Origin of the sequence: Chitinophaga sp., from assembly GCF_036569185.1 — a bacterium.
Lineage (GTDB): Bacteria > Bacteroidota > Bacteroidia > Chitinophagales > Chitinophagaceae > Chitinophaga.
In genome coordinates this window covers 12,346-34,151 of record NZ_DATCRD010000072.1, presented here as the reverse complement: position 1 = coordinate 34,151, position 21,806 = coordinate 12,346, and the positions used below count along the sequence as shown (strand labels likewise).

The 21,806-nt window shown below is 49.2% G+C and carries 13 protein-coding genes; 4 read left to right on the top strand and 9 right to left on the bottom strand.

Annotated elements, in window-relative coordinates; translation table 11 throughout:
* Positions 1 to 134: 134 nt before the first annotated feature.
* From VIM72_RS05300 to VIM72_RS05260, 9 genes are all read right to left on the bottom strand, one after another.
* A complete protein-coding gene (locus VIM72_RS05300) occupies positions 135 to 1,097 on the bottom strand; it encodes an FAD:protein FMN transferase (RefSeq protein ID WP_332001826.1) in 963 nt (320 codons plus the stop codon).
* A gap of 2 nt (positions 1,098 to 1,099) precedes the next feature.
* Positions 1,100 to 2,908, bottom strand: a complete 1,809-nt coding sequence (locus VIM72_RS05295) for an FAD-dependent oxidoreductase (RefSeq protein WP_332001825.1) — start codon at positions 2,906 to 2,908, stop codon at positions 1,100 to 1,102.
* Complete coding sequence (locus VIM72_RS05290) at positions 2,871 to 4,028, bottom strand: hypothetical protein (protein WP_332001824.1); 1,158 nt, start codon at positions 4,026 to 4,028, stop codon at positions 2,871 to 2,873. The genes VIM72_RS05295 and VIM72_RS05290 overlap by 38 nt, the downstream gene beginning before the upstream one ends.
* 9 nt (positions 4,029 to 4,037) lie before the next feature.
* Entirely contained in the window at positions 4,038 to 6,512 is a 2,475-nt protein-coding gene (locus tag VIM72_RS05285; protein WP_332001823.1) for a hypothetical protein, read from the bottom strand.
* Between the two features lie 8 nt (positions 6,513 to 6,520).
* On the bottom strand, positions 6,521 to 8,209 hold the full coding sequence (locus VIM72_RS05280) for a RagB/SusD family nutrient uptake outer membrane protein (RefSeq protein WP_332001822.1): 1,689 nt from the start codon (positions 8,207 to 8,209) through the stop codon (positions 6,521 to 6,523).
* A gap of 12 nt (positions 8,210 to 8,221) precedes the next feature.
* The gene (locus tag VIM72_RS05275; protein WP_332001821.1) at positions 8,222 to 11,548 is read right to left on the bottom strand and encodes a TonB-dependent receptor; all 3,327 of its coding nucleotides are present in this window, start codon (positions 11,546 to 11,548) and stop codon (positions 8,222 to 8,224) included.
* A gap of 316 nt (positions 11,549 to 11,864) precedes the next feature.
* Entirely contained in the window at positions 11,865 to 13,061 is a 1,197-nt protein-coding gene (locus tag VIM72_RS05270) for a FecR family protein (protein ID WP_332001820.1), read from the bottom strand.
* Positions 13,062 to 13,144: 83 nt separating this feature from the next.
* The gene (locus tag VIM72_RS05265; RefSeq protein WP_332001819.1) at positions 13,145 to 13,744 is read right to left on the bottom strand and encodes an RNA polymerase sigma-70 factor; all 600 of its coding nucleotides are present in this window, start codon (positions 13,742 to 13,744) and stop codon (positions 13,145 to 13,147) included.
* A gap of 131 nt (positions 13,745 to 13,875) precedes the next feature.
* Positions 13,876 to 14,652, bottom strand: a complete 777-nt coding sequence (locus tag VIM72_RS05260; RefSeq protein ID WP_332001818.1) for a DUF1080 domain-containing protein — start codon at positions 14,650 to 14,652, stop codon at positions 13,876 to 13,878.
* A gap of 237 nt (positions 14,653 to 14,889) precedes the next feature.
* Here VIM72_RS05260 and VIM72_RS05255 point away from each other — a divergent pair, with 237 nt between their 5' ends.
* The 4 genes from VIM72_RS05255 (at position 14,890) to VIM72_RS05240 (ending at position 21,801) form a co-directional block, all read left to right on the top strand.
* Positions 14,890 to 16,416 (top strand): tetratricopeptide repeat protein, encoded by a 1,527-nt coding sequence (locus VIM72_RS05255; protein WP_332001817.1) that lies wholly within the window; start codon positions 14,890 to 14,892, stop codon positions 16,414 to 16,416.
* Positions 16,417 to 16,653: 237 nt separating this feature from the next.
* Positions 16,654 to 19,410 carry a TonB-dependent receptor gene (locus VIM72_RS05250; RefSeq protein WP_332001816.1) on the top strand — a complete coding sequence of 919 codons (2,757 nt, stop codon included), beginning with the start codon at positions 16,654 to 16,656 and terminating at the stop codon, positions 19,408 to 19,410.
* Positions 19,411 to 19,431: 21 nt separating this feature from the next.
* Entirely contained in the window at positions 19,432 to 20,697 is a 1,266-nt protein-coding gene (locus VIM72_RS05245) for a hypothetical protein (RefSeq protein ID WP_332001815.1), read from the top strand.
* A gap of 18 nt (positions 20,698 to 20,715) precedes the next feature.
* A complete protein-coding gene (locus tag VIM72_RS05240) occupies positions 20,716 to 21,801 on the top strand; it encodes a phytase (protein ID WP_332001814.1) in 1,086 nt (361 codons plus the stop codon).
* The last annotated feature ends 5 nt before the right edge of the window (positions 21,802 to 21,806 follow it).

The window sequence follows — 21,806 nt, the reverse complement described above, 5'->3', positions numbered from 1 at the left end:
CCTTCCGGGTTAATCTGGCAAACAATATTTCTATACTCCCTAAAATACACGGCTGCCATAAAACCGGTACTACATAATAAAACAAAAAGAGCCGCCTTTACCGGCAGCTCTTCATAACGGTCAGGTTACTATCGCTATTTAATAAATTCCTTCAACCCCTCCGTCATCCACACCTTCATTTCCCCATCTGTACCAATGTACACCAAATACGCCTCCAGGTCTTTCCTTTGCTGCAGGAACTGCTTTGTTCCGGCTACGCCCATTACCATAAAAGCGGTATCATATCCATCTGCGGTGATGGCATCTGCTGAAAATACGGTCACGCTTAACAGTGAATCCGGTGTGGAATAACCCGTTTTGGGATGAATAATATGCCCGGATACTGCGCCGTTCACTTCGTAATGATCGCGGTAATTACCAGCAGTAGTAGCAGCCATATTATGCAGTTGTACGGTAGCCAGTCTGCCCGATGGATGCAATGGGTTATCTATCCCGATGGTCCACGGCGCGCCGTTTTTAAGCCCTTTACAGCGCACTTCCCCACCTACCTCTACCATGTAGTTGCAGATACCGTTGCTGTCCAGCAATGCGGCTAAAACATCTACTGTATAACCCTGGGCAATCCCGTCAAAATCGAGGCACACGCCTTCCTTTAATTTATGCACGCCATATTCATCAAAGCGGATGCGGGTAAAGCCTACGTATTGCAACAGGGAATCAGCCTTTTCCCACCAGGGGGTATGCGTTCGTTTTCCCTTGCGGTATGCAGCGGTAAGCGGCATTACCGTAGGATCAAAAGCACCGCCGGTAGCGGCGTATATCTCGGCCGACTTTTTCAGCACCGGGTAAAAATAAGGCAGCTGGAACCCGATGGAAAGAGAATGATTGAATAAGGAGATCTCTGAGTCTTCCCGGTAAACGGATAAACACTGATCAATATCCCGGAGAATACGGGTGATCTGCGGCGTAAGATCCCGCTGCTGTACATCCTCATACCGGATATGCCAGGTAGTGCCCTGCGCGCTGCCTTCCAGTTGTATCATGGAAGGCGGCGCTGAGATGGTTTGCAACAGCAGCAGGAAATAAACGGCGTACATGTTTAATTTTTAAGCAGATCCATTAATTCCGGCAGGTGATCGGCGTATACGCTCCGCGGACTGCCATGATATTTGTTAGCCACATAGGCGGCAAAGCCTACTACTTCTCCCATCATGCCACAGGTGCGCATTACGCGGGTACTGCCAAAGGCTACGTGCGTGGTACTGATATTCCTTCCTGCCATAAACAGGTTGCTGATATTTTTGGAATAAAGACAACGGTATGGAATAGTGTAGGGCGCTACCCTGATATGTTTGGTGCCGGCAAAAAACTCCTGTCCCTCGAAATATTTTTTGTTAACCGGGTCCGGGAAATGCAGGTCTATGGTCCAGGTAGCGGTTACTGCGCCATCAGGATACATTTTGCCTTCCTGTATATCCATCTGCGTAAGGATATGATCCCCGATGATCCTCCGGGATTCGCGCTTGCCGCCGATATAAGCCACCCATGCCAGCTGCTGCTTACCATACTTTTCCGGCTTGCTGTTTTTAAGATATGACCAGTTGCCATAAATAGCGCGCAGGTTATGATCGCGGATCTGCTCTGCCTGGGTGATCGTATTGAAATTGCCAAAACCTGTTTCCCATTCCCAGTCGGCCTTAGAGGCGTCAATATGATATTCGTCTGAAAACTGCAGCGCCCATGGCGTAGCAGGGAAAGTGGTTATGCTGTCTGTTGGCAGCGATGCCCACAGGTTGGAAGTGCCCAGCGTAAAGCTGTCGGGTTTCTCTGCCGCCAGCGACTCGCCCGTTTCTGCCTTGCTTTCCCGGCCCATTCTGAAAGCCGCGCCGGCCAGGTAGCCCAGGGTACCGTCGCCGGTACAATCGGAGAAATAGGTACCGGTAAAACGTGTTTCCTGGTTGGTGGCAATATCGCGGCCGGTAACCGCTACAATACGGTCTTTTTCTTTCTCTGCTTTGAATACATAGGTATTCAGGAACAAGGTGAGATTTTTTTCTGCTTTAACGATCTCAATTTTCCGGGCATCGCCATATTCCTGCGCATCGGGATTACCATTACCGGGATCCCCGTTGTCCATCTCCCTTACAATGCGGCCCAGCTTGGGATAATAATTTTTGTCGATATCCCCTTTCAGGTGCACCCGTATTTCTGAACTGTTGTTGCCACCCAGCACCGGCCTGTCTTGTATCAGCGCTACTTTCAAACCCATCCGGGAAGCGGAGATGGCGGCACAGGTACCGGCAATGCCTCCGCCTACCACTACCAGGTCAAAATGCCCGGCTTCTTTTGGCGCAGCCGTTAAATGCAGCAGTTCACGGCGCAATGCACCCAGTGTAGCTATATCATCCGGCGGGGTGAATTTGCCGGTGGTAAACATCAGCGCATCGCAACGGCCGTTAAACCCGGTAAGGTCGTGCAACGCTATTTTTGCGGGTCCCGCAGGCAGCGTGATCTCCCCTCCGTCGTACCACTTCCATTTATCATCGCCGCTTTCACCAAACACAGTTTTCACCGGCGCATCATTCACCAGTAGCCGGAACTTTCCCGGTCCCTTCGGGAAAGGCGCCCAGTCTTTGGTACGCACCCATACGCGATAGGTGCCTTTCTCCGGGAAATTGACAGTGGTAACGGCATCTTTCACCGGCCGGCCCATGCCATGGGCCATCAGGTAGGAAGAGCCTATTACAGGAAACGACTGCTGGTCAATTACCCAGCCGCCTTTCTGCGCGAAAGATTCTGTTTCCACAAATATCCGTTGCTGCGCCTGCAACCACTGTGTGCATAAACACAACAGCATTGCCGGCAGCCAGCTACTTTTCAGTTGACGGAAGCGTTTGTTCATATTCATAGATCATTGTTTTTATAGTGTTATTCACCGGTTGCCGTTGTAACAGCAAATTGTGGATAGCAGCAGCTTTCCCTTCATCCGCACTTTTCAGCTGGCCGGCCAGTTGCTGCATAACCGCTACCGGCAGCCGCGGCGTTGCCTGTAAGGCCGCTATGATCAGGCGGAACTGCTCTTCATTGGCGGCGGCGCCGGCCGTGGCAAGATGCTTTGCCATCGCATCGCTCAGGGGTACCGTGGCCAGCTTATGTAATACCGTTAATTGTAATGGATAACTGCTACGGCTATACGTATTCCATAACCACTCCTGTGCTTTGACACCGGTAATAAAACCCGGATGTACCTGTTGTAAGGTATGCCGGGCAATAAAAATATTCTTGCCGTTGATCAGTGCACGGATATCATCTTCAAAACCAGGGGTTATCTTCCCGCTTTTGTCCATTACGCGTTCCAGTGCTTTGTACTGGTATGCATAATTTCCCGATCTTAAAAAACGGTGCAGCAGGGCAGGATTGATATACGTTTCTGTAATGCGTATGATCTCATCTGTTACTGGCCCGTGCGCCATATGCCATAAGGTATAGCAGGTGTATACCGCGCCGGAGATCACTTCATTCTTAATGGTTTTCAGCGTGGCGCCGGTATGGGCATCCACCGAATCAGTAAGATTTTCTGTTCCCGGCACAATAAGATCAGTGATCGCCAGATCAGCCAGCAATGAATTGGGCCTGGCTAATATCTCCTGCAGTTTTTCATAATCCTCCTGCTTAAATTCCCTGTGATCCAGCTTGGTCAGCACTTCCTTTGCAGGCAGGTCATAACGGATATAATTGCCCAGCAGGTCCCAGTAAAGATTGATGTATACCGGTTTACATTCTCCCGTATAACAAACCGGCGTAAAAATATGACGGCAATAATACAGTGGCCTGTTATCCTGATCCAGCGCCAGCTGCAGCTCGTAAGTCGCTGTATCGCTGACGCGATATGTTTTATACGAAGCTGCCACCGGCAACAATGCACGGTTATCCAGCACATCTCTCACGGCGTTGGTATCTTCAACGGGAGTCATCCCGCTGGTTACCTGGCAACACCATATCAGTAAACAAGCCACTATGTATTTCATGTTCGCTGTTTAGTTATAATCCAGCCATGCAGTAGCACGGCAATTTTTATTGGCAGTGAAACGGATCCAGCGCGATTCAAAGCCATCAGGGAACTGCCATTTAAATGTTTCACCCGGTGCAACTGTCACCGTTTTATAATTCATCCATACGCCGGTGCCAACCGGGTCAATGGCAATGGTAAATTCAACCGGCGTACCTGCATTATGTGATAACTGCAACTGCCGCTGTGAATAAAACCCGGTAAGGTAAGGATCTGAAGGCTTGCCTGCTTCTACCGGCGCATCCTTCCACGGACCGCCATGCCCGGTGGGCCTGCCCAGCTGCCACAGATCGTCAATAGCGCCGGCCCATACCATCGCTTTTTTATCGTCTGATACAATGATGTGCGCTCCTTCTTTTGTACCCGGCGCAATGCCCGTCATCACCAGCATACCACGGTAAGCGGCGTAGTCGTTGATCCGGAAAGGATGCGACGCTACCGGTCTTATTTTCGCATAGCCGTCGGCGTTTTCCGCAGGCAATTCATAAAAGGTGCCCATGCAGTTGAACAGATCCCTTTCTGTAGATACCTCGCGGCAAATGCGCAATGCCGCTTTGCCGGTAAGCCCGGCAAAGGCATCATCGCCCAGCGGCAACCGCCACCTGCGGCCTTTGTCGTCTGTGATCAGCACGCTGCCTGCTTCAACGGTTATAGCCTGTTGCGGGATGGCAAATTTTTGCCGGATAAAGTCTGCCGTTTTCGGATCGTCTTTTTTTACGAGATGCATATCTCCATCCAGTTCGTAATAGCCTTCTTCAGTAGGGTCCCCGTTTTTATACGACTGCGCCAGGATGCCAAGTGCACGGCGATCGTTGCCCAGGCCATATAACAACCCACCGTTGGAAACAGCGTCCGTTACTTTGCTCAGCCCATTGAAAATGGCGGCAGGCGTAGTTTTACGGGTATCGTTGGCGGCATAGAAGAAATGCGCCGTAGCTACTACCGGTTGTGCAGCGGTGATACGGATCCATTCCCCGGGCATATTCTCAGGAAAAGCAATGTCGCCGGTTTTGCCTGGCAATACGGTTATCTTTTGTGCAATGGTCCAGTTGCCATCGCCGTTATCTGTTTCGAAGGTAAATGCAACAGGTTGTTTGCCGTTATGTGTGATCCGTGCGCTGCGATGAGGCCAGCCGGCAAACAGAAAGGGCTCTGAAGGTTGTGATGCTGTTACTGCATCATTCAGCCATACAGCGCCTTCAGCGGTATTAGGGCCCAGCCTGTCCGGTTGCTGCAGGGAGGTAAACCAGAGGTTGGAATTGGATTGTCCCGGGCCTTCAATATTTCCTTTGGCGGTGCGCTTGTTGAGAAATTCTTTCTGCGCAGCATCATCACAACCAAATACCAACTGATCCTGCCAACGGGTAAAATCGCCTATTACTTTCAGGTAGGCACTACGGGGACGGATACCCGCAGTATGCCCGGTAGAAAAAGTGCCCGGAAAATGCCAGAACATGCCGTGCATGGTCATCAGGTAATCCGGGTTATTATCAGTGCCTACGTCGCGGATGCGCGGCCATTCTGTATTCCAGCCGTGCGCGCCATCGTAGCTATGACTGGCCTTGGGTAACCTGAAAAAGCTCCATTTTCCCTGGTCACGCAAGCCGAGTAAAACGGATTTATGATCCCAACCGGTGGCCCATATCGGATCAGCAGCCGGATTTTTATTTCCGGAGATGCCACCCGGACCAGTGATTTCCGTGAATTGATTCCGGCGCACTACTTTCCAGTCTTTCCCATTCCACTCTGATAAGGACCCGGCTTCAATATCAAATTGTGTGAGCGCTTTAGGCCCGGGCTCCCCATTGTTGGAATAAATCAATACGCCCTGGCCGGAATACAACCCTTTACCATGCGCCCCCGGCAATAACGCCGATGGTGTGTTGGCGGTAGTGTCTGCGCCCTTTTTGTTCTTTACATTTCCATCTTCATATAATAAAGTGGGCTGAAGGGTCTTTACATCTACTTCATAAAATCCTTCTTCCATGGTGCCATAATAAATTTTTCCGGCAGGATCAGTAAGATGACGGGCATTACCGGTATGCCGGCCGGGCATGGCAGTATAGGGTATTACGCGCACCTGGCCATTTTCCCCTATGGCATAAGGCCCTATGAACAACTGCCGGCTCTCCGGATGGATCATGCGATTGGCTGGCGTACCGCCTATGCTTTCTTCCCGTACTACCTGTTTCAGCTCCGGTGTTATTTCATACAATTTATCAGACGAGCCGAAAGGCAGGTGCGGGCCATAGGTGATTACCCAAAGTTTTCCCGCCCAGGGAACTACGGCACCGGTGCCACATTCGCCTTCTTTGTTGTACATGGCCAGTTGCGGGTAAATGCCACTGTAGGAACGCGGCGCCGTTGCTTTCTCACTTTTGCAGGCAGCACCCAGCATACCGAAGGTGATAACTGCTGCTGCCAGATAATTCCGTTGTTTCATGCTATCGCTTAGTAATTTGGATTCTGGGTTAAATGACTGGTGAGCACTTCTGTCGACGGAATAGGCCACAGGTACTGACGGGTGGCATCGAACTTGCGCACGGTGATCTGTTTTACCAGGCCGGCGTTATACATTGCCGTAAAATCAGCTAAGCCATCTTCATCAACCGCCGGTGTTTGCGGAAAGAACCACAATCCCTGCTGTACTATTTTTGTACGCAGATCCGCAGGGTCCAGTAAACCATAGTTGGCTTTATTCAGCGCTTTTTCAGCCAGTTTCCAGCGGATAAGATCCATATAGCGGATGCCTTCCATGGCAAATTCCATTCTTCTTTCAATACGGATAATTTTACGCAGCGCGGCCTGATCAGTAGCAGTTACTGCAGGATAGGCAGCCGTATTCGTATATGCGGTACCGTAGGCACGCGCCCTTACTTTATTAATGGCATCACGCACGGCCTGATCGGTTTCACCCAGCTCTGTTTTTGCTTCTGCATAAATCAGCAATACGTCTGCAAAACGGATAATGATATTATCAGGCTCTATCTTCCAGGAGTTCAGGAGCCAGTCGCCATCCACGCCTTTCTTCCACAACAGCCCGTTAAAGGATGCATACTGCGCAATGGAGCGGGTATCTTTATTCTCCACGTATTTGTTATCGGATACAGACAATACCTTTACGGAATCCGGGTGCGGCTGGAAAACATATCCCAGGTGAGGTGTCTGGAATTCCACGATAGTAGCGGCGCAGCGGGGATCGCGGTTATCGAACGGACGGCGGGGATTGAATAAAGGTGATTCATCTACCGGCAATCCATCTTTACATAAAAAACTACAGAACAGGTCCCAGGACGGGTCTTTGGCAGCCCAGCCACCGGCGTTGCGCGATACAAAATTCTGGCAGTCGTCGAAAGTAACTTTTAATGTAACTGATCTTGGTAAGCCAAAAACAGTTTCCACAGAGTTCTTTGTTTTCGGCAGGAACAGGTTGCCAAAATTATCGTGCAGCTTATATATATCCAGGTCCATACATGCTTTAGCGGCATCGCGTGCCACGGCCCAGTCGCCCATGTATAACGCAATACGGGCTTTCATGGCCAGGGCAGCGCCTTTGGTGGCCCGCTTCAGTTCTGACCCACCGTAGGAAGGTTTCAGGATACCAGCTGCAAAGTCAAAGTCTTCATAGATCTTTTTCAACACAGTGGCTTTGTCCGTTTGTTTCAGCTGCAAAGCCTGGTCAATATCCAGCATGGATTCTGTATAGATAATATTACCGTAGTGCGACAACAAACGGGAATACATACACGCTCTTACAAACCGGGCTTCGCCGGTATAACGGGCAATCTGGTCGGCAGACAATACCTTATCCGCTCTTGAAATGCTTTGCAGGATATTGTTGGTGCGTGCTATCGCTTTATACGTATCCCTCCACCAGTCTTTCACAAAATCTGTTTCCCCATTAATGGTAGCACCAGTAACAGGAGTAGTAACATCGCGGTATATAAAGTCGTCCGTCCATTCGTCGCTGTCCTTCATCCAGAAATTAATTTTATACAATCCGTTGAGCGACATTTCAATTTCTTCCGCATTGGAATTCCAGGTTTCACTGGAGCCGTCGGACAACGGGTTAAGATCCAGGCTGCCGCAGGCGCTGAAGAGCATACAGGTGATGCCGGCTATGAGAGTAAGTTGCTTCATGTTCGTGGAATTTTAGAATTTAACAGATGCGCCAATAACATAACTGGTAGTGATAGGATAGCCCAATCCCGGCTGTTCCGGATCCCACCCTTTCGGGAAATTATGGACCGACAACAGGTCGCTAACGCTGCCGTATATACGAACGCCCTGTATATGAACCCGCTTCACCCAATCGTTAGGCATGGAATAACCCACGTTGATATTTTTCAGGCGGAAATATGCGCCGTTGATCATCCAGAAGTCGGACATGGCATAGTTGTTACCCGCAGAAGTATTGGTGTAGCGTGGATACCTGGCGGCCTGGTTCTGTTCCGGCGTATTGTATTTGCTCCAGGAATTGCCGTCCAGTATAGCCGGGAAATTCCCGTAGTTTTCGCGGAGCGGGCGCACCATATCCTCTGTGAGACGGGAGTTTTGTTTGCCTACACCCTGGAACACAATGCCAAAGTCCCAGTTACGGAATCCGCCGTTCAGGCTAACACCGTACTGGTAGCGGGGCAATGAACCTCCCAGCAGTACACGGTCATATTCAGGTGAAATTTTACCATCTGGTACGCCATTCGGGCCACTGATATCACGGTAGCGGATATCACCGGGTTTCACATTGGCATTGAGCTTTGCCGATTTATCCACTTCTTCCTGGGTTTGGTAAATGCCATCGGATACATATCCATACCATTCATTGAATTCGCTGCCTTTTCTTTTAATGTTATCGCCAATAAACTCTGTACCTCCAAGGTCCCCCATTTTGGAGATGAAGTCGGAAATGTTTGCGGATATACTATAACGGAAATCACCGGAACGGTCGCTCCATCCTACTTGTGCTTCCCAGCCGGTAGTATACATTTTACCGGTATTCTGGTAAGGATTATCGAAACCGATATAATCGGGGATTTCCAGTTCCAGCAGGATATCGTTGGTAGTTTTCTTAAAATAATCGCCGGTAAAACGCAGCCTGTTATCCAGGAAGTTCAGGTCGGCCCCGAGGTCCCATGAATGCGTGGTTTCCCAGGAGATATCGCGGATGGCATATTGCCATTGCGCAGCGGATTGGGCAGATACAGCGGTATTGCCTTTATAGAACAGGGAATTATTTTCAAAGCGCAGCAATGCCTGGTAAGGATAGTTGCCGATGCGCTCATTACCCAGCGAGCCCCAGGAGGCGCGAAGTTTTGCAAAGGATAACCAGGGTGCGGTTGACTTCATAAATTTTTCTTCCGAGATCACCCAGCCGGCGGAGAAAGAAGGGAATGAGCCCCAACGATAACCGGCGGCGAAACGGGAAGAGGCGTCGTAACGGATATTGCCCTGGAACAGGTACCTGTCTTTATAACTGTAGGTAATCCTTCCAAACCAGGAGCGGTACGCATTTTCATAGGCGCTGCCGCTGTTGTCGCGGAACTCGAGCGGGCCCAGGTTCAGGTAGGGATAATTACTGAGTGCATACTGACCGCGGGAAGCGCCCAGGTCTTCATTGAATGCCTTGAAATATTCATAACCGCCCATGAGGCTGAAGCTATGGTCTCTGATCTGTTTATTGTAATTGGCGATGAATTGTGTAGTATAACGGTAGCTGTCGTTGCGCACTTCTTCCAGCCTGGTTTCCGTTAAGCCTTCAATGTAGCCTGAAATGGCGTTAGGATTATTAAAAGCAGTATAGGGCACTTTGTGCACAAAGCGTTTGCCTTTGTCAAAGTTCAGGAACGGCGCCACCACGCCGGAGATCTTCAGTCCTTCTATGGGAGTGAAATCGAGCCCTACTTTTCCACCCAGCTGGTTAAACCAGTCGTTATCAAAACCTCCGTATTTGGTTTGCACATAAATATTGGCGCCATCTTTTCCTGCGCCAATGCGTCCATCTGACCACATCGCTGCATAAATGGGCGCTGCGATACCCATTTTATACATCGGATCAATGGTAGGTTGTTTAACGATAGTGCGTTTATAGTTCACATCCACGCTGGCGGTGAGGTATTTATTGATGGTGATATCGTTGTTGATACGTGTGGTGAGGCGATCGTAGGAGCGGTCATCATACAGGGCGCCTATTTTGTCGTATACCATGGATACCCTGGAGCGCAGGGCTTTACCGGCGCCGGAAATACTGAGTGCATGGCTTTCGCGCGGGGCGCTGTTATTGAGGATCAGACCTCTCCAGTCGGTGTTGGGGTATTGATCAGGATGCTCTGCATGCAGGGATGCATAGTTATCCACAATATCTTTAGTATAGGTAGGATATTCGTTGGCGTTATTGCCGTTATCATTCCACCGCAATTCGTTGGTGAGTTGCATATAACGAACCGCATTCACATAATCGGGGAGTTTGGTAGGTTTTTCCACACCGTATTCATAGCTGTAGTTAAGATCCAGCTGGCCGTTTTTAGCGCGTTTGGTGGTTACCAGGATCACGCCGGCGGCAGCGCGGGAACCGTAAATAGAGGCGGATGCCGCATCTTTCAGTACCGAAACATTATCGATATCATTTGGATTGATGGAGTTGATATCATCTATTGGCACCCCGTCGAGGATAACGAGTGGTGTAGCGCCTTCATTAGTAATAGTGGTAATACCCCTCACGCGGATCTGTGCAGTGGCGCCAGGTGCGTTATTGCTGCGGGTTACCATTACACCTGGTACGGCGCCCTGCAATGCCTGAGATACCTGGGTGGTTTTACGGTCTGCAATGGCATCTCCTTTTATAGTAGATACAGCGCCGGTGAGATCACTTTTTTTCATGGTGCCATAGCCCACTACTACCAGTTCATCCAGCGCAGTGTTGGCGGCTTTGGTGAGACGGACGTTCAGGTTATACTGGCGGTCCACCGTCACTTCTTCCTTATTAAACCCGATGTAGGAAAAAACGATCACAGCGCCATCGTTTACATTGGCCAGCCGGAACTCTCCGGCTTCGTTGGTAACAGTAGCGTTATTTGTGCCTTTCTGCAATACGGTAACACCGGGCAATGGTGTATTGGATTCATCAACAACGCGGCCGGTGATGGTCCACCTGGGCGCCAGTAATCGCAGGAAGGGTGGCAGCGGCAGCAACTCCCGCTTTTTGATAGCGATGGTTCTATCGAGGATAGTAAAAGTCATCCCCTGGTCTTTCAGTGCGGCATCCAGCAAAACGGCCAGTGGCGCATTTTCCATGGAAAGCGTTACCGGCTTGCTGTTTTTCAGCAGCAGGTTGTCATAAAACACAATGTATCCTGTTTGCTTCCTGATAGCTGCAAACACGGATTTCAGTGGCGCTGATTTACCGGAGAAACTAACTGTTTGTGAAAGGCTGGTGGCGCTTACATTCAGCAGTAGCATGGTGAACAGAATCGTTAACTTCATAGCTAACAGCATTTTGGTTGAGCATAACGTGCGATGCCGGGAAACCCTGCTGCCTGTCCGGGAAATGGCCCCTGGGGGCATGGCAACAGCTGTCCGGCTGCAAAGAGCGATACAATTAATTTGCATACATTTGCATTGTTTGGTTGAATGAATAAGGAGTCTTCGCCGACTTTTTTGTTTATGTTATCCAGACGCCGCCGGAAATGTTATCAGCGTTTCCGGCTTTATTTTGCATAACAAGTTAATACCCATAAACTACAGGAGCTTATGCAGTGGAATTTGTGTTGTTCTTTCGTATTGAATCTGTAACGTGGCTTTACTTTAAAACAATAATATTTTTTCCTTCTATTTTAAATTTCACCCCGTTCTCTTCCAGTATCCCCAGTACTTTGGTTAAGGGCAAAGAGCGTTGCATACCTCCGCCAAAGCTCTTTTCAGGAATAGCTCCTTCATAGGAAACTTTAACGTCGTACCACTTTTCTATTTGCCGCATTACCGTAGGCATGTCTGCGTCGGTAAACTGGAAGAAGCCGTTTTTCCAGGCGATGATTTCATCGGTATCTATATTTTCAGTAACGTGTAATACATCATCTTTTCCCACTTTTGCCTGCATACGCGGGCGAAGCATTGTGCTGGCTTTCCCTGCGGCTACGCTTACTGCGCCATCCACCAGGGTGGTGCGCACTGCGGGTTCCTCCGTATAGGCATTTACGTTAAAGCGTGTGCCCAGCACTGTTATTTCGGTATTTCCTGCACCTACGCGGAAAGGCATACTGGCATTGGCGGTTACCTCGAAATAGGCTTCTCCTTTTACAATCACCTTTCTTTCCTTACCGGTAAATGCAGCGGGATAGGTGATGGAAGAAGCCGCGTTGAGCCATACCCCTGTACCATCCGGCAGGATGAGGTGGTATTGCCCCCCGCGTGGGGTGCTCATGGTGTTGAACATCACTTCGCCGCCGCCATCGCCTACGTAGGCCAGTTCCCCGTTGGCCTGCTTAATGATCTTTACGGCGCCCTGCCGGCCCAGCAAACCGTTACCGGCGCTGTCAAGTGCAATCACGCTGCCGTCGGCCAGGGTGAGTATAGCGCGGTTGCTGCCGGGCATCACTTCATTTTTGTACCGTTGTTGCCTGCTTTCTGCTACAGGCGCCGGCGATGGCCGGTGCGACCATGACCATATCCCCATACCACCGAGCAAAAGAAAAACTGCCGCTGCCGCCCACCAGATTTTGCGGTAACTGCGCACAGGCGCTACTGCTGCTTCAGATGTTCCCGGCATTGCAACCGTTTCCATGGTGCGGCCAAACATAGCTGCCACAATACGGTCCGACATGTCGTCAGGCATTTGTATCAATGGTACATGCGATTCCCAGGCATCACCTAAAACCTGTTGCAACACGGCATCATCCGTTTGCCGGCGGACCCATTCCGCCAGTTCCAGCTTTTCTGCCGGTGTACAGGTGTTATCAAAGTAGCGTGCCGCCAGGTAGCGGATCCTTGCTGAAATCATGCAGTGCTTTTACTTTATACAGGAATCTGTCTATAATAGACACACGGGAAAAAGGATATAACTAGTGGAAGAAAAAATATTTTTTACAGGAAGCTATCCACGATCAGCAGCAGGCAGGAAGCGCCTGTTATGGACTGCAGGTGCGGCCCCAGTTGCTGGCGTATACTGCGCAGGGCGGCAATCATATGATTATTAACGGTAGATGGGGAAATATTGAGTTGCCGGGCAATTTCTTCGTGTTTCAACCCCTGCTCCCGGCTCAGGGTATACACCAGTTTTTGTTTTGGGGGAAGATGATCGAGCGCGTATTGTAACTTTTCCCTTACCTCGCGGATATTTAACTGGTCGCCTGCATCAGCAGATGCGGCTTCCGTAGTCCTGGTAAGTTCCGCCATGACCAGCGATTCCTTTGCCATCCGCCGGAATGCATTGAGCGCATGGTGTTGTGCCATCCGGTAAATATAGCCGCCAAACTGTTCAATGTTCGCCAGGTTTTCCCGGTCTTTCCACAACTTCAGGAATACATCCTGTATTACATCCTCCGTCATTTCCGGGGATTCCGTGAGCCGCAGCAGGAAGCTGTATAATTTATGCCTGTATAGGAAAAACAACTGCGTAAATGCCCCTTCATGGCCTGCCGCAGCCCTCAACAACAATTTTTTCTCAATGTGTACCTGCTCCATGAAACCGGGTAAGTGGAATTGTTTTACATAACGTCGTATACTAAAAGTAAAGAAAATGATGGAACAGCGGGAAAAATAAAAATAAAAAGGGCCGCCATCACCGGCAGCCCCTCCTGGAAATTCGTTTTTTCTTATGGTAATTCTCTTACCCAGATATTACGGAAGCTCAAAGGCTCGCTCTTGTCGCCATGTGCCTGGAGCTTGATAGGGCTGGCGCCATGCGCCTGCCGGTAAGCCGCCTGCCCGATGTACTGGGTGGGGCCTTTCAGCTCATAGCCATTCTGTACTACTACCCCGTTAAAGGTGACTGTTACTTTTGCGGGAGATACCAATGCGCCGTCTGCACCAAATACGGGCGCTGTCCAGATCACATCATAAGTATTCCATTCCCCCGGTTTCAGGGTAGGATTGGCCAATGGTACCGACTGCTTGTAAATACTTCCGGCCTGTCCGTTGGTATATGTTTTATTATTATAGGAGTCCAGCACCTGTAATTCGTAACCGGCATCGCCTTTACCGATAGACGCCAGGAAAACGCCGCTGTTGCCCCTGCCCTGACCGGTACCGGTGATATTGGCAGGAACGCGCCATTCAATATGCAGCTGGTAATTCTTAAAGGTTTTCTTCGTTTCAATATTCCCTGTCTTTTTATTTACAGTGAGCACTCCTTTACTCACCAGCCATTCCGCAGGTTTCTCCCGGTCGTCGGTCATTACCCACTGATCCAGGTTGCTGCCGTCGAACAGGATGATGGCATCCGAAGGAGCATCTCCACATTTCTTTCCGGGCTTCACCTCAGGCGGCACCGGGGTATACACTTCTGTATCTTCAGGCTTTGCTTTTTCCTGGGCGTTGGCAGCGATACATCCGCCAGCCAGCAGCATGGTAACTAAAAATCTCTTTTTCATAATCAATATTTAACTGGAACTAATTTATGGGTCAAAAATGTAACCGGTGGCACAATAATATATAAAATAGTATCTGCAAGCAAGCATTTTTATACCGGCGGCAGGCAATCTGGTAACATACAGTTAACACAAAAAAACATTCTTTGCGGATTGATTATGCTTAATTAACAGGTGCTGCTATTGAAAATGAAACGTTTTTTTGCTTTTTTCGTACTCTTCATAACCGTTTTCCAGGGAATGGCCACAACAGCGCAGGACTCGCTGGAAATGCAGCTGGCCGCCGCAGGGAAGCTTAGCCGGGAATCGCCGGATGCCGCCTTCCTCGCTCTCCGGAAAATACACGATACAGCTATGGCCAATAAAGATGAAGCTACTGCAGGCAAATGCCTGCGCCAGATGGGCCGGATCTGCTTCACCCTGGGCCACTACGCCAAATCGCTGGAATACTACCAGCAGGCCGTCACCCTGTTTGCCAGCGCCGGCCACAAAGCGGCAGAAGCCGCCGTGCACAACGATATGGGGCAGCTGTATTACCGCAATATTAATAAGCCCGGCGCCAAAATGCAGTACGATAAAGCCCTTGCACTTTACCGGCAGGTAAACGATCCCGCCGGTATGGCCGCCACTTACGGCAACATAGGGCACTACTATGAAAAACAGCAGCAATACGACAGCGCCCGTTACTTCCAGGCACTGGCCCTTGCACAATATGAAGGCGCCCGCGACACACTTGGCATAGCAGGCATCTACGAAAACCTCGGCACTATTTACGAAGACCTTGCAAAATACGATACCGCTCTCTCCTGCTTCCGCACCGCCCTCCGGTTGTATGAAATACGCCACGAACGGATAGCCGCCATAGAGGTGCTTAATAATATAGGAGATGTGCTGCGCAAAACCGGCGATATCAAAAACAGCCTGCCCTATTCGAGAGAAGCGCTGGCCATTGCACAGCAAACCAATAATAAATACCAGGAAGCCGCCGCCTGTAAAGACATTGCCAAGGCTTTTAATCTGCAGGGCCGGAACGACAGCGCCTATTATTATATGGAATACAGCCGTAAATGCCTGCTCGATATCTACTCTGCCCAAAACAACCAGCAGATGAATTTCCTGCAGATCCTGTACGACACCAATAAAAAGAATGATGAGATCCTTCAGCTGGAGAACAGCCATAAAATAAACCGCATCATTTATACCGCAGTGGTAATTGTAGTAGTACTGCTGGTGATCCTCTGCCTGCTCACCATTTCCCGCCAGAAGCTCAAGATCAGCCAGGCACAAACCGTATCGGAACGGAATGCGGAAATAAACCGTGTACAGAAAGACCAGCTGGAACTGAAAAGTAAACAACTGGCCACCCATACGCTGGATGTGATCCAACGGAACCAGTTCCTCGACGAGCTTCGTAATACCCTCTCCGAAATGGTACAGGAAGATAAACGGGACCAGAAGAAACAACTGCAGCAACTGGTGCTGAAAATAAACCAGAACGTAAACCACGAAAAACAGTGGAAAGAGTTCACCGGCATCTTTGAGCAGGTGCACCAGGTGTTCTTCGATAAACTCAACGCATTATACAACGATCTTACCAACAACGACATCAAATTACTGGCACTCCATAAAATGAATATGGACTCAAAAGATATGGCTACCATTCTCGGCATTTCACCAGATAGTTTACGCGTGGCAAGATACCGCCTCCGGAAAAAATTAAACATCCCGGAAGGCGATACGCTCAACACTTTTGTGCAAAGCCTGTAATGCATAACGTTCCGGTAATATTGCCGTAACATAATGGTAATGGCGTTTTTTGTTACAACCAATCAATTAATTGCCAACCACTTACATCCTGTTTGTATACGCTGGTTACGCTTTGTTTACGGCCATGTTAACGCTGTTCACGTTTTGCTTACGCTGCTTTTTTGCATTTTTTTTTGTGGCGGCACACATTTGCGATGTCGTTCAACACAAAGTCGGACGGTATCAAATTCACCAAAAATGAAAACACTTTTAACAACGCTTTTATGTTTGCTGCTGGGCGCCACATTTGCCAGCGCCGGCAGTCTGAAAGGGCACGTGTATGACCAGAAAACGGGCGAACCACTGGTAGGCGTCACCGTTGTACTGGACCAAACCAAACTGGTAGCCCTTACCGGCCTTGACGGATCCTTTGAATTTAAAAAGATCAGCACAGGAAAATTTACCCTGCACATTTCCCATCTTACCTACAAAACATTAACAAAAGAAGTTACCGTACAGGAAAGTGATAACCTCGCACTCAACATCTACCTCAGTGAGCGCAGCAGCAAAAACCTGAGTGAAGTGGTGATAGCCGGCGGCACCAAAGCCTCCTCTGAAAATACCGCGCGCAAACTGGAGCAGAAATCAGTACAGGTAATGAACGTAGTATCAGGGCAGGCCATAGAAGTATCGCCCGACCTCACCGTGGCTAACGTGATCCAGCGCGTTTCCGGCATTTCCATAGAACGCAGCAGCAACGGCGACGGGCAATATGCCATTCTCCGCGGCATGGATAAAAGATATAACTACACCCTTATCAACGGAGTAAAAATACCCAGCCCTGATAATAAATTCCGTTATGTACCGCTGGACATTTTCCCATCCGAACTGCTGGACCGCCTTGAGGTATACAAATCATTAACGCCTAACATGGAAGGCGATGCTGTAGGCGGCGTAGTGAATATGGTGATGAAAGACGCTCCCGGCAGGTTCTCCCTTAACGCCAATGTAGCTACCGGTTACAGCCAGATGGTGCTGGACAAGGGCTTTACCTCCTTTGACGCTGGTGATATTCACTCCAAATCACCTTATGAAATGCATGGCAAAAACTACAAAGCCACCCCGGCAGATTTTGCCACCGGTACACTGGATTATAAAAACAAGGGCTTCGCTCCCAACCTGGTAGCAGGTTTATCTATAGGCCAGCGTTTCCTGCATGATAAACTGGGCGTGATCCTGGCAGGCAGCTTCCAGAACACCTATCGCGGTACTACCAGCACCTTCTATAAGCATGATATGGACACACTCCATTACGCCGTGCTTACCAGTATGCAAAACAGGCAGTATAGCGAACAACAACAGCGTAGCGGCTTCCACGGGAAAATAGATTATGTATTCAATAAAAACAATAAGCTGTCGCTCTACAATGCCTACATGAACCTGCAAAGCTACCAGACCCGTGAAGGCATCACCACCGATTTATCAGACGGTATCTTTAACCCGCTAACAGGAAATGCCCAGCTTAGCTATGAAAGCCGCTCCAGGAAAACCACGCAGCAGATCTACAACTCCACCCTGCATGGCGATCATCATATTGTTCCCGGTAAATTAAAGTTGCAGTGGTCTGCCGTATTCTCATCTGCCAGAAATGAAGTACCGGATAATACCAGTATCTCCTTAAACGGGGTGCGCAACAATTTCCAGGAAACGCGCACTACGATCGACGGAAGCAGCCGTCGCTGGGAACGTAATACCGATAACGACATTGCAGGTTATTTAGATCTTACCTATACTGCCAGGATCGCCGGTACAAAAGTGGATTTCTCTGCAGGCGGTTTGTACCGCGACAAACAGCGGAGCAGTTTCTATAACAATTACACCTTCAGACCTTCCGATACAAAAGCGTTATACGGTAAGGACTTTACCAGCTACACAGATATTATATGGGATATCCAGAATCCCGGCGGCGCAGTAGGTAACCCGCTTACCTATGACGCATCAGAAAAAACAAGCGCAGGATACGGCATGTTCAAATTCAAAGTATCCGACCTGGAAGTAACCGGCGGCGTACGTGTGGAACATACCAACCAGGGCTATCATATGCTTTTTCCGCAGGGAGAAGACCGGCCCACCGGCAGCCAGGTATATACCGATGTACTGCCCAGCCTGAACCTGAAGTATGAATTAACCGAACACCAGAACCTGCGCGGTTCGTACTTCCGCTCCCTGAACCGTCCCGGCTTCTTTGAAATTGTGCCTTCCAAAATTGTGCTGGAAGATTACCAGGAACGCGGCAACCCGGACCTGAAGCGCGCCATCGCCGATAACTTCGACCTGCGTTATGAACTGTTCCCGAATCACTCCGACCAGTTATTGTTTGGCGTATTCTACAAAAGGATCCAGGACCCTATTGAAAATACCATCCGCGCAGATGCTACCCGTCCGCAGGACCAGTACTATTCCGCCGGTAACTTTGGTACCGCCCGTAACTATGGCCTGGAAATAGACTATATCAAATTCTTTAGCAAAATAGGTTTCAAAGCCAACTACACTTATACCCATTCTTCCATTACTACTTCCAAAAGTTTAAGGATAAGGGATGAGAAAGGCGACATTAAAACTATTGCGGTGGATCAAACCCGGCCACTGTACGGACAATCAGAACATATCGGTAACCTTTCCATCCTGTACAAGGATATACAGCATGGTTGGGATGCACAACTGGCCGGCGCTTACACCGGTCCGCGTATCGTTACTGTTGCCCAGTACATCGACAATGACCTCTGGCAGAAAGGATTTGTACAGATGGATATCTCAGTAGAAAAAAGATTCAAAAACAATTTCAGCATCTTCGCGAAGGCAGGCAACCTGCTGAACACGCCTGCTGAAATATTTATCAAAGGCACCAACCCTCAAAACGACGATATCCCCGGCCAGGGCAAAGCTGGCGAAACACTGATCAGGAAAGAATATTACAAACAAACCTACCTCCTTGGCCTGCGTTACAAATTATAAACTCATTCTAAAATATTCATCATGAAATATAAAAATATTCTCTTTTACGCTGCACTGGTCCTGACCATCATCAGCGGCTGTAAAAAAGCAAACAGCGATGTGGATCTCAGCGAAAGCATCATTGGCTCCGGCAATGTGCATGGCGAAGTTTGGGGCATCTGGCCCAAAGGCAGTGTTCAGCGTGTTTCCGGCGACATCATTATTCCTGAAGGCAAAACACTGGTGATCGAAGAGGGCGTGCTGGTGATCATGGATACACTCGTAAAGCCGGAAGTGATTGTAAAAGGTAACCTGTATTCCATGGGAACACCGGAACAACCGGTACGGTTTACCATTGAAGAAAACCTTCGTACCGAAAGCCGCAAATTTGGTAAACAATGGGGTGGTATCCTCGCGGCACAATCATGTGCAGAACTGCTGCTCGACAATACCATCCTGGAATACGGCGGCGCTGTTACCACCGAGTCATCCTCTTCTGTAAAAATGGGCTTGTATAAAGCAGTGAGCGGAGAAGCCGTGCCCGCATTATGGTACAGCAATGTGAATGGGAAACTGGTGGTTAACAATTCTATTGTAAGATATTTTAATGAAGACTGTACTTACATTGAAGGCGGTAAGATCATCTTCTCCAATAATAAATTTTATACTACCGGTATCACCGGTGGAGAAGGTATCAACATAAAATCCGGTTGTATTGCGGATGTGAGCTACAACCTGTTTTACTCCACCAATACCAACGCCCTTAAATTATCCAATTCCGGTGAGCGCAGCCCACAGGCGCATGTGATTGCCTATAACAATACCATGCTGAACACCGGCTGGAGAAGACCCACCGTAAAGGGCGGCTCCATCTGGCTGGAAGCTACCGTGTTTGCCGAGCTGCATAACAACCTGTTTGCCAACGCACGTTTTGGCATCAAGAGAGATACCAAAAAAACGGAAGACGCCCGCTCTGTTGTGAGCAACAATCTTTATTATGGCTTTAACCAGGCAACGGTAGATCAATTCCAGCCTGCAAAGGATATTGTGAGCGGTACCCAAAATGTGATTGGTACCAAAGCCGGTGAGAACGATCCGAAATTTGTAAACTATCCATTGAATACCCCGATGGATAATCCTGATTTCAACAGCAGCTGGGATTTCCGTTTACTGCCGGGCTCACCTGCGCTGGGCGCCGGTACTACTGCCTTTACACGTAACTTTCCCAACGGGCTGGAGCTGAACGGCATTAATTATGCCTCTCCCGCCCCGTCTTCTTTCATTGGCGCCTTTGGCGCTAAAAACTAAAACAGCGATCTCACTGTAATGACTACACGTAATATATTATTCTCCACAGCGGTTCTTACGGGACTGCTGTGTTTTACCGCCTGCGCACAGCTGCCCGTACCTGTTAACGGGAAGGCCAATACGGATACAGCCGCCATCCGGCCCGTGGTGATCACCGAACCGGTAAAGTTTGACTCCGATGATCCGGCCATATGGATTAACCCCCAGGACCCTTCACAAAGCCTGGTAATAGGCACCGATAAATCTGCCGAAGGGGCCCTGTATGTGTTTGACCTTCAGGGGAAGATTAAACAGGTAGTGCCCAACCTGCAACGCCCGAATAACGTGGACATCGCCTATGGTTTGCTCCTCAACGGAAAACGTATAGACTATGCCGTTACTACCGAACGCATCACCCATAAGCTCCGCTTTTTTTCCCTGCCGGATATGCAGCCCATCGATGATGGCGGTATCCCTGCATTTGAAGGCGAAACCGGTACCCAGTTCCGTGACCTTATGGGCGTAGCTGTGTACACCAGTAAAAGCGGGGAACAATATGTAATTGCAGGCCGCAAAACCGGTCCACAGGATGGCACCTACTTATGGCAGTACCGCCTGTCCGACAACGGCGCCGGGAAAATAAAAGCCACACTGGTGCGCAGGTTTGGCCATTACAGCGGTAAAAAGGAAATAGAATCCATTGCCGTGGATAATGAAAACGGTTACGTGTATTATTCCGATGAGCAATACGGCGTAAGGCAATACTATGCCGACCCCGAAAAAGGGAATGAAGAATTATCCGTTTTCGGTACCACCGGTTTTACAGAAGATCATGAAGGCATCTCTGTTTATAAAACAACAGCCGGCAAAGGTTATATATTGGTTTCTGACCAGGGAGCCAACAAATTTCATATCTTCAACAGGGAAGGCACGCAGCATAAACTGCTGAAAGTGGTGAAAGTAAGCGCCGGTCATAGCGATGGGTCCGACATCGTGAACGTGCCGCTGAACAATACTTTCAAACATGGATTATTTGTAGTGATGAGCGATGACCGCACCTTCCATTATTACCGTTGGGAAGATATTGCGGGGAAAGAGCTGGAATCAGCGCCAACAAAAAAATAGTATCT

What these genes read in the sequence shown, in the direction of transcription:
- VIM72_RS05300 (WP_332001826.1), bottom strand. Translation starts at nt 1,097, where the DNA reads ATGTACGCCGTTTATTTCCTGCTGCTGTTGCAAACCATCTCAGCGCCG.
- VIM72_RS05295 (WP_332001825.1), bottom strand. Translation starts at nt 2,908, where the DNA reads ATGAATATGAACAAACGCTTCCGTCAACTGAAAAGTAGCTGGCTGCCG.
- VIM72_RS05290 (WP_332001824.1), bottom strand. Translation starts at nt 4,028, where the DNA reads ATGAAATACATAGTGGCTTGTTTACTGATATGGTGTTGCCAGGTAACC.
- VIM72_RS05285 (WP_332001823.1), bottom strand. Translation starts at nt 6,512, where the DNA reads ATGAAACAACGGAATTATCTGGCAGCAGCAGTTATCACCTTCGGTATG.
- VIM72_RS05280 (WP_332001822.1), bottom strand. Translation starts at nt 8,209, where the DNA reads ATGAAGCAACTTACTCTCATAGCCGGCATCACCTGTATGCTCTTCAGC.
- VIM72_RS05275 (WP_332001821.1), bottom strand. Translation starts at nt 11,548, where the DNA reads ATGAAGTTAACGATTCTGTTCACCATGCTACTGCTGAATGTAAGCGCC.
- VIM72_RS05270 (WP_332001820.1), bottom strand. Translation starts at nt 13,061, where the DNA reads ATGATTTCAGCAAGGATCCGCTACCTGGCGGCACGCTACTTTGATAAC.
- VIM72_RS05265 (WP_332001819.1), bottom strand. Translation starts at nt 13,744, where the DNA reads ATGGAGCAGGTACACATTGAGAAAAAATTGTTGTTGAGGGCTGCGGCA.
- VIM72_RS05260 (WP_332001818.1), bottom strand. Translation starts at nt 14,652, where the DNA reads ATGAAAAAGAGATTTTTAGTTACCATGCTGCTGGCTGGCGGATGTATC.
- VIM72_RS05255 (WP_332001817.1), top strand. Translation starts at nt 14,890, where the DNA reads ATGGCCACAACAGCGCAGGACTCGCTGGAAATGCAGCTGGCCGCCGCA.
- VIM72_RS05250 (WP_332001816.1), top strand. Translation starts at nt 16,654, where the DNA reads ATGAAAACACTTTTAACAACGCTTTTATGTTTGCTGCTGGGCGCCACA.
- VIM72_RS05245 (WP_332001815.1), top strand. Translation starts at nt 19,432, where the DNA reads ATGAAATATAAAAATATTCTCTTTTACGCTGCACTGGTCCTGACCATC.
- VIM72_RS05240 (WP_332001814.1), top strand. Translation starts at nt 20,716, where the DNA reads ATGACTACACGTAATATATTATTCTCCACAGCGGTTCTTACGGGACTG.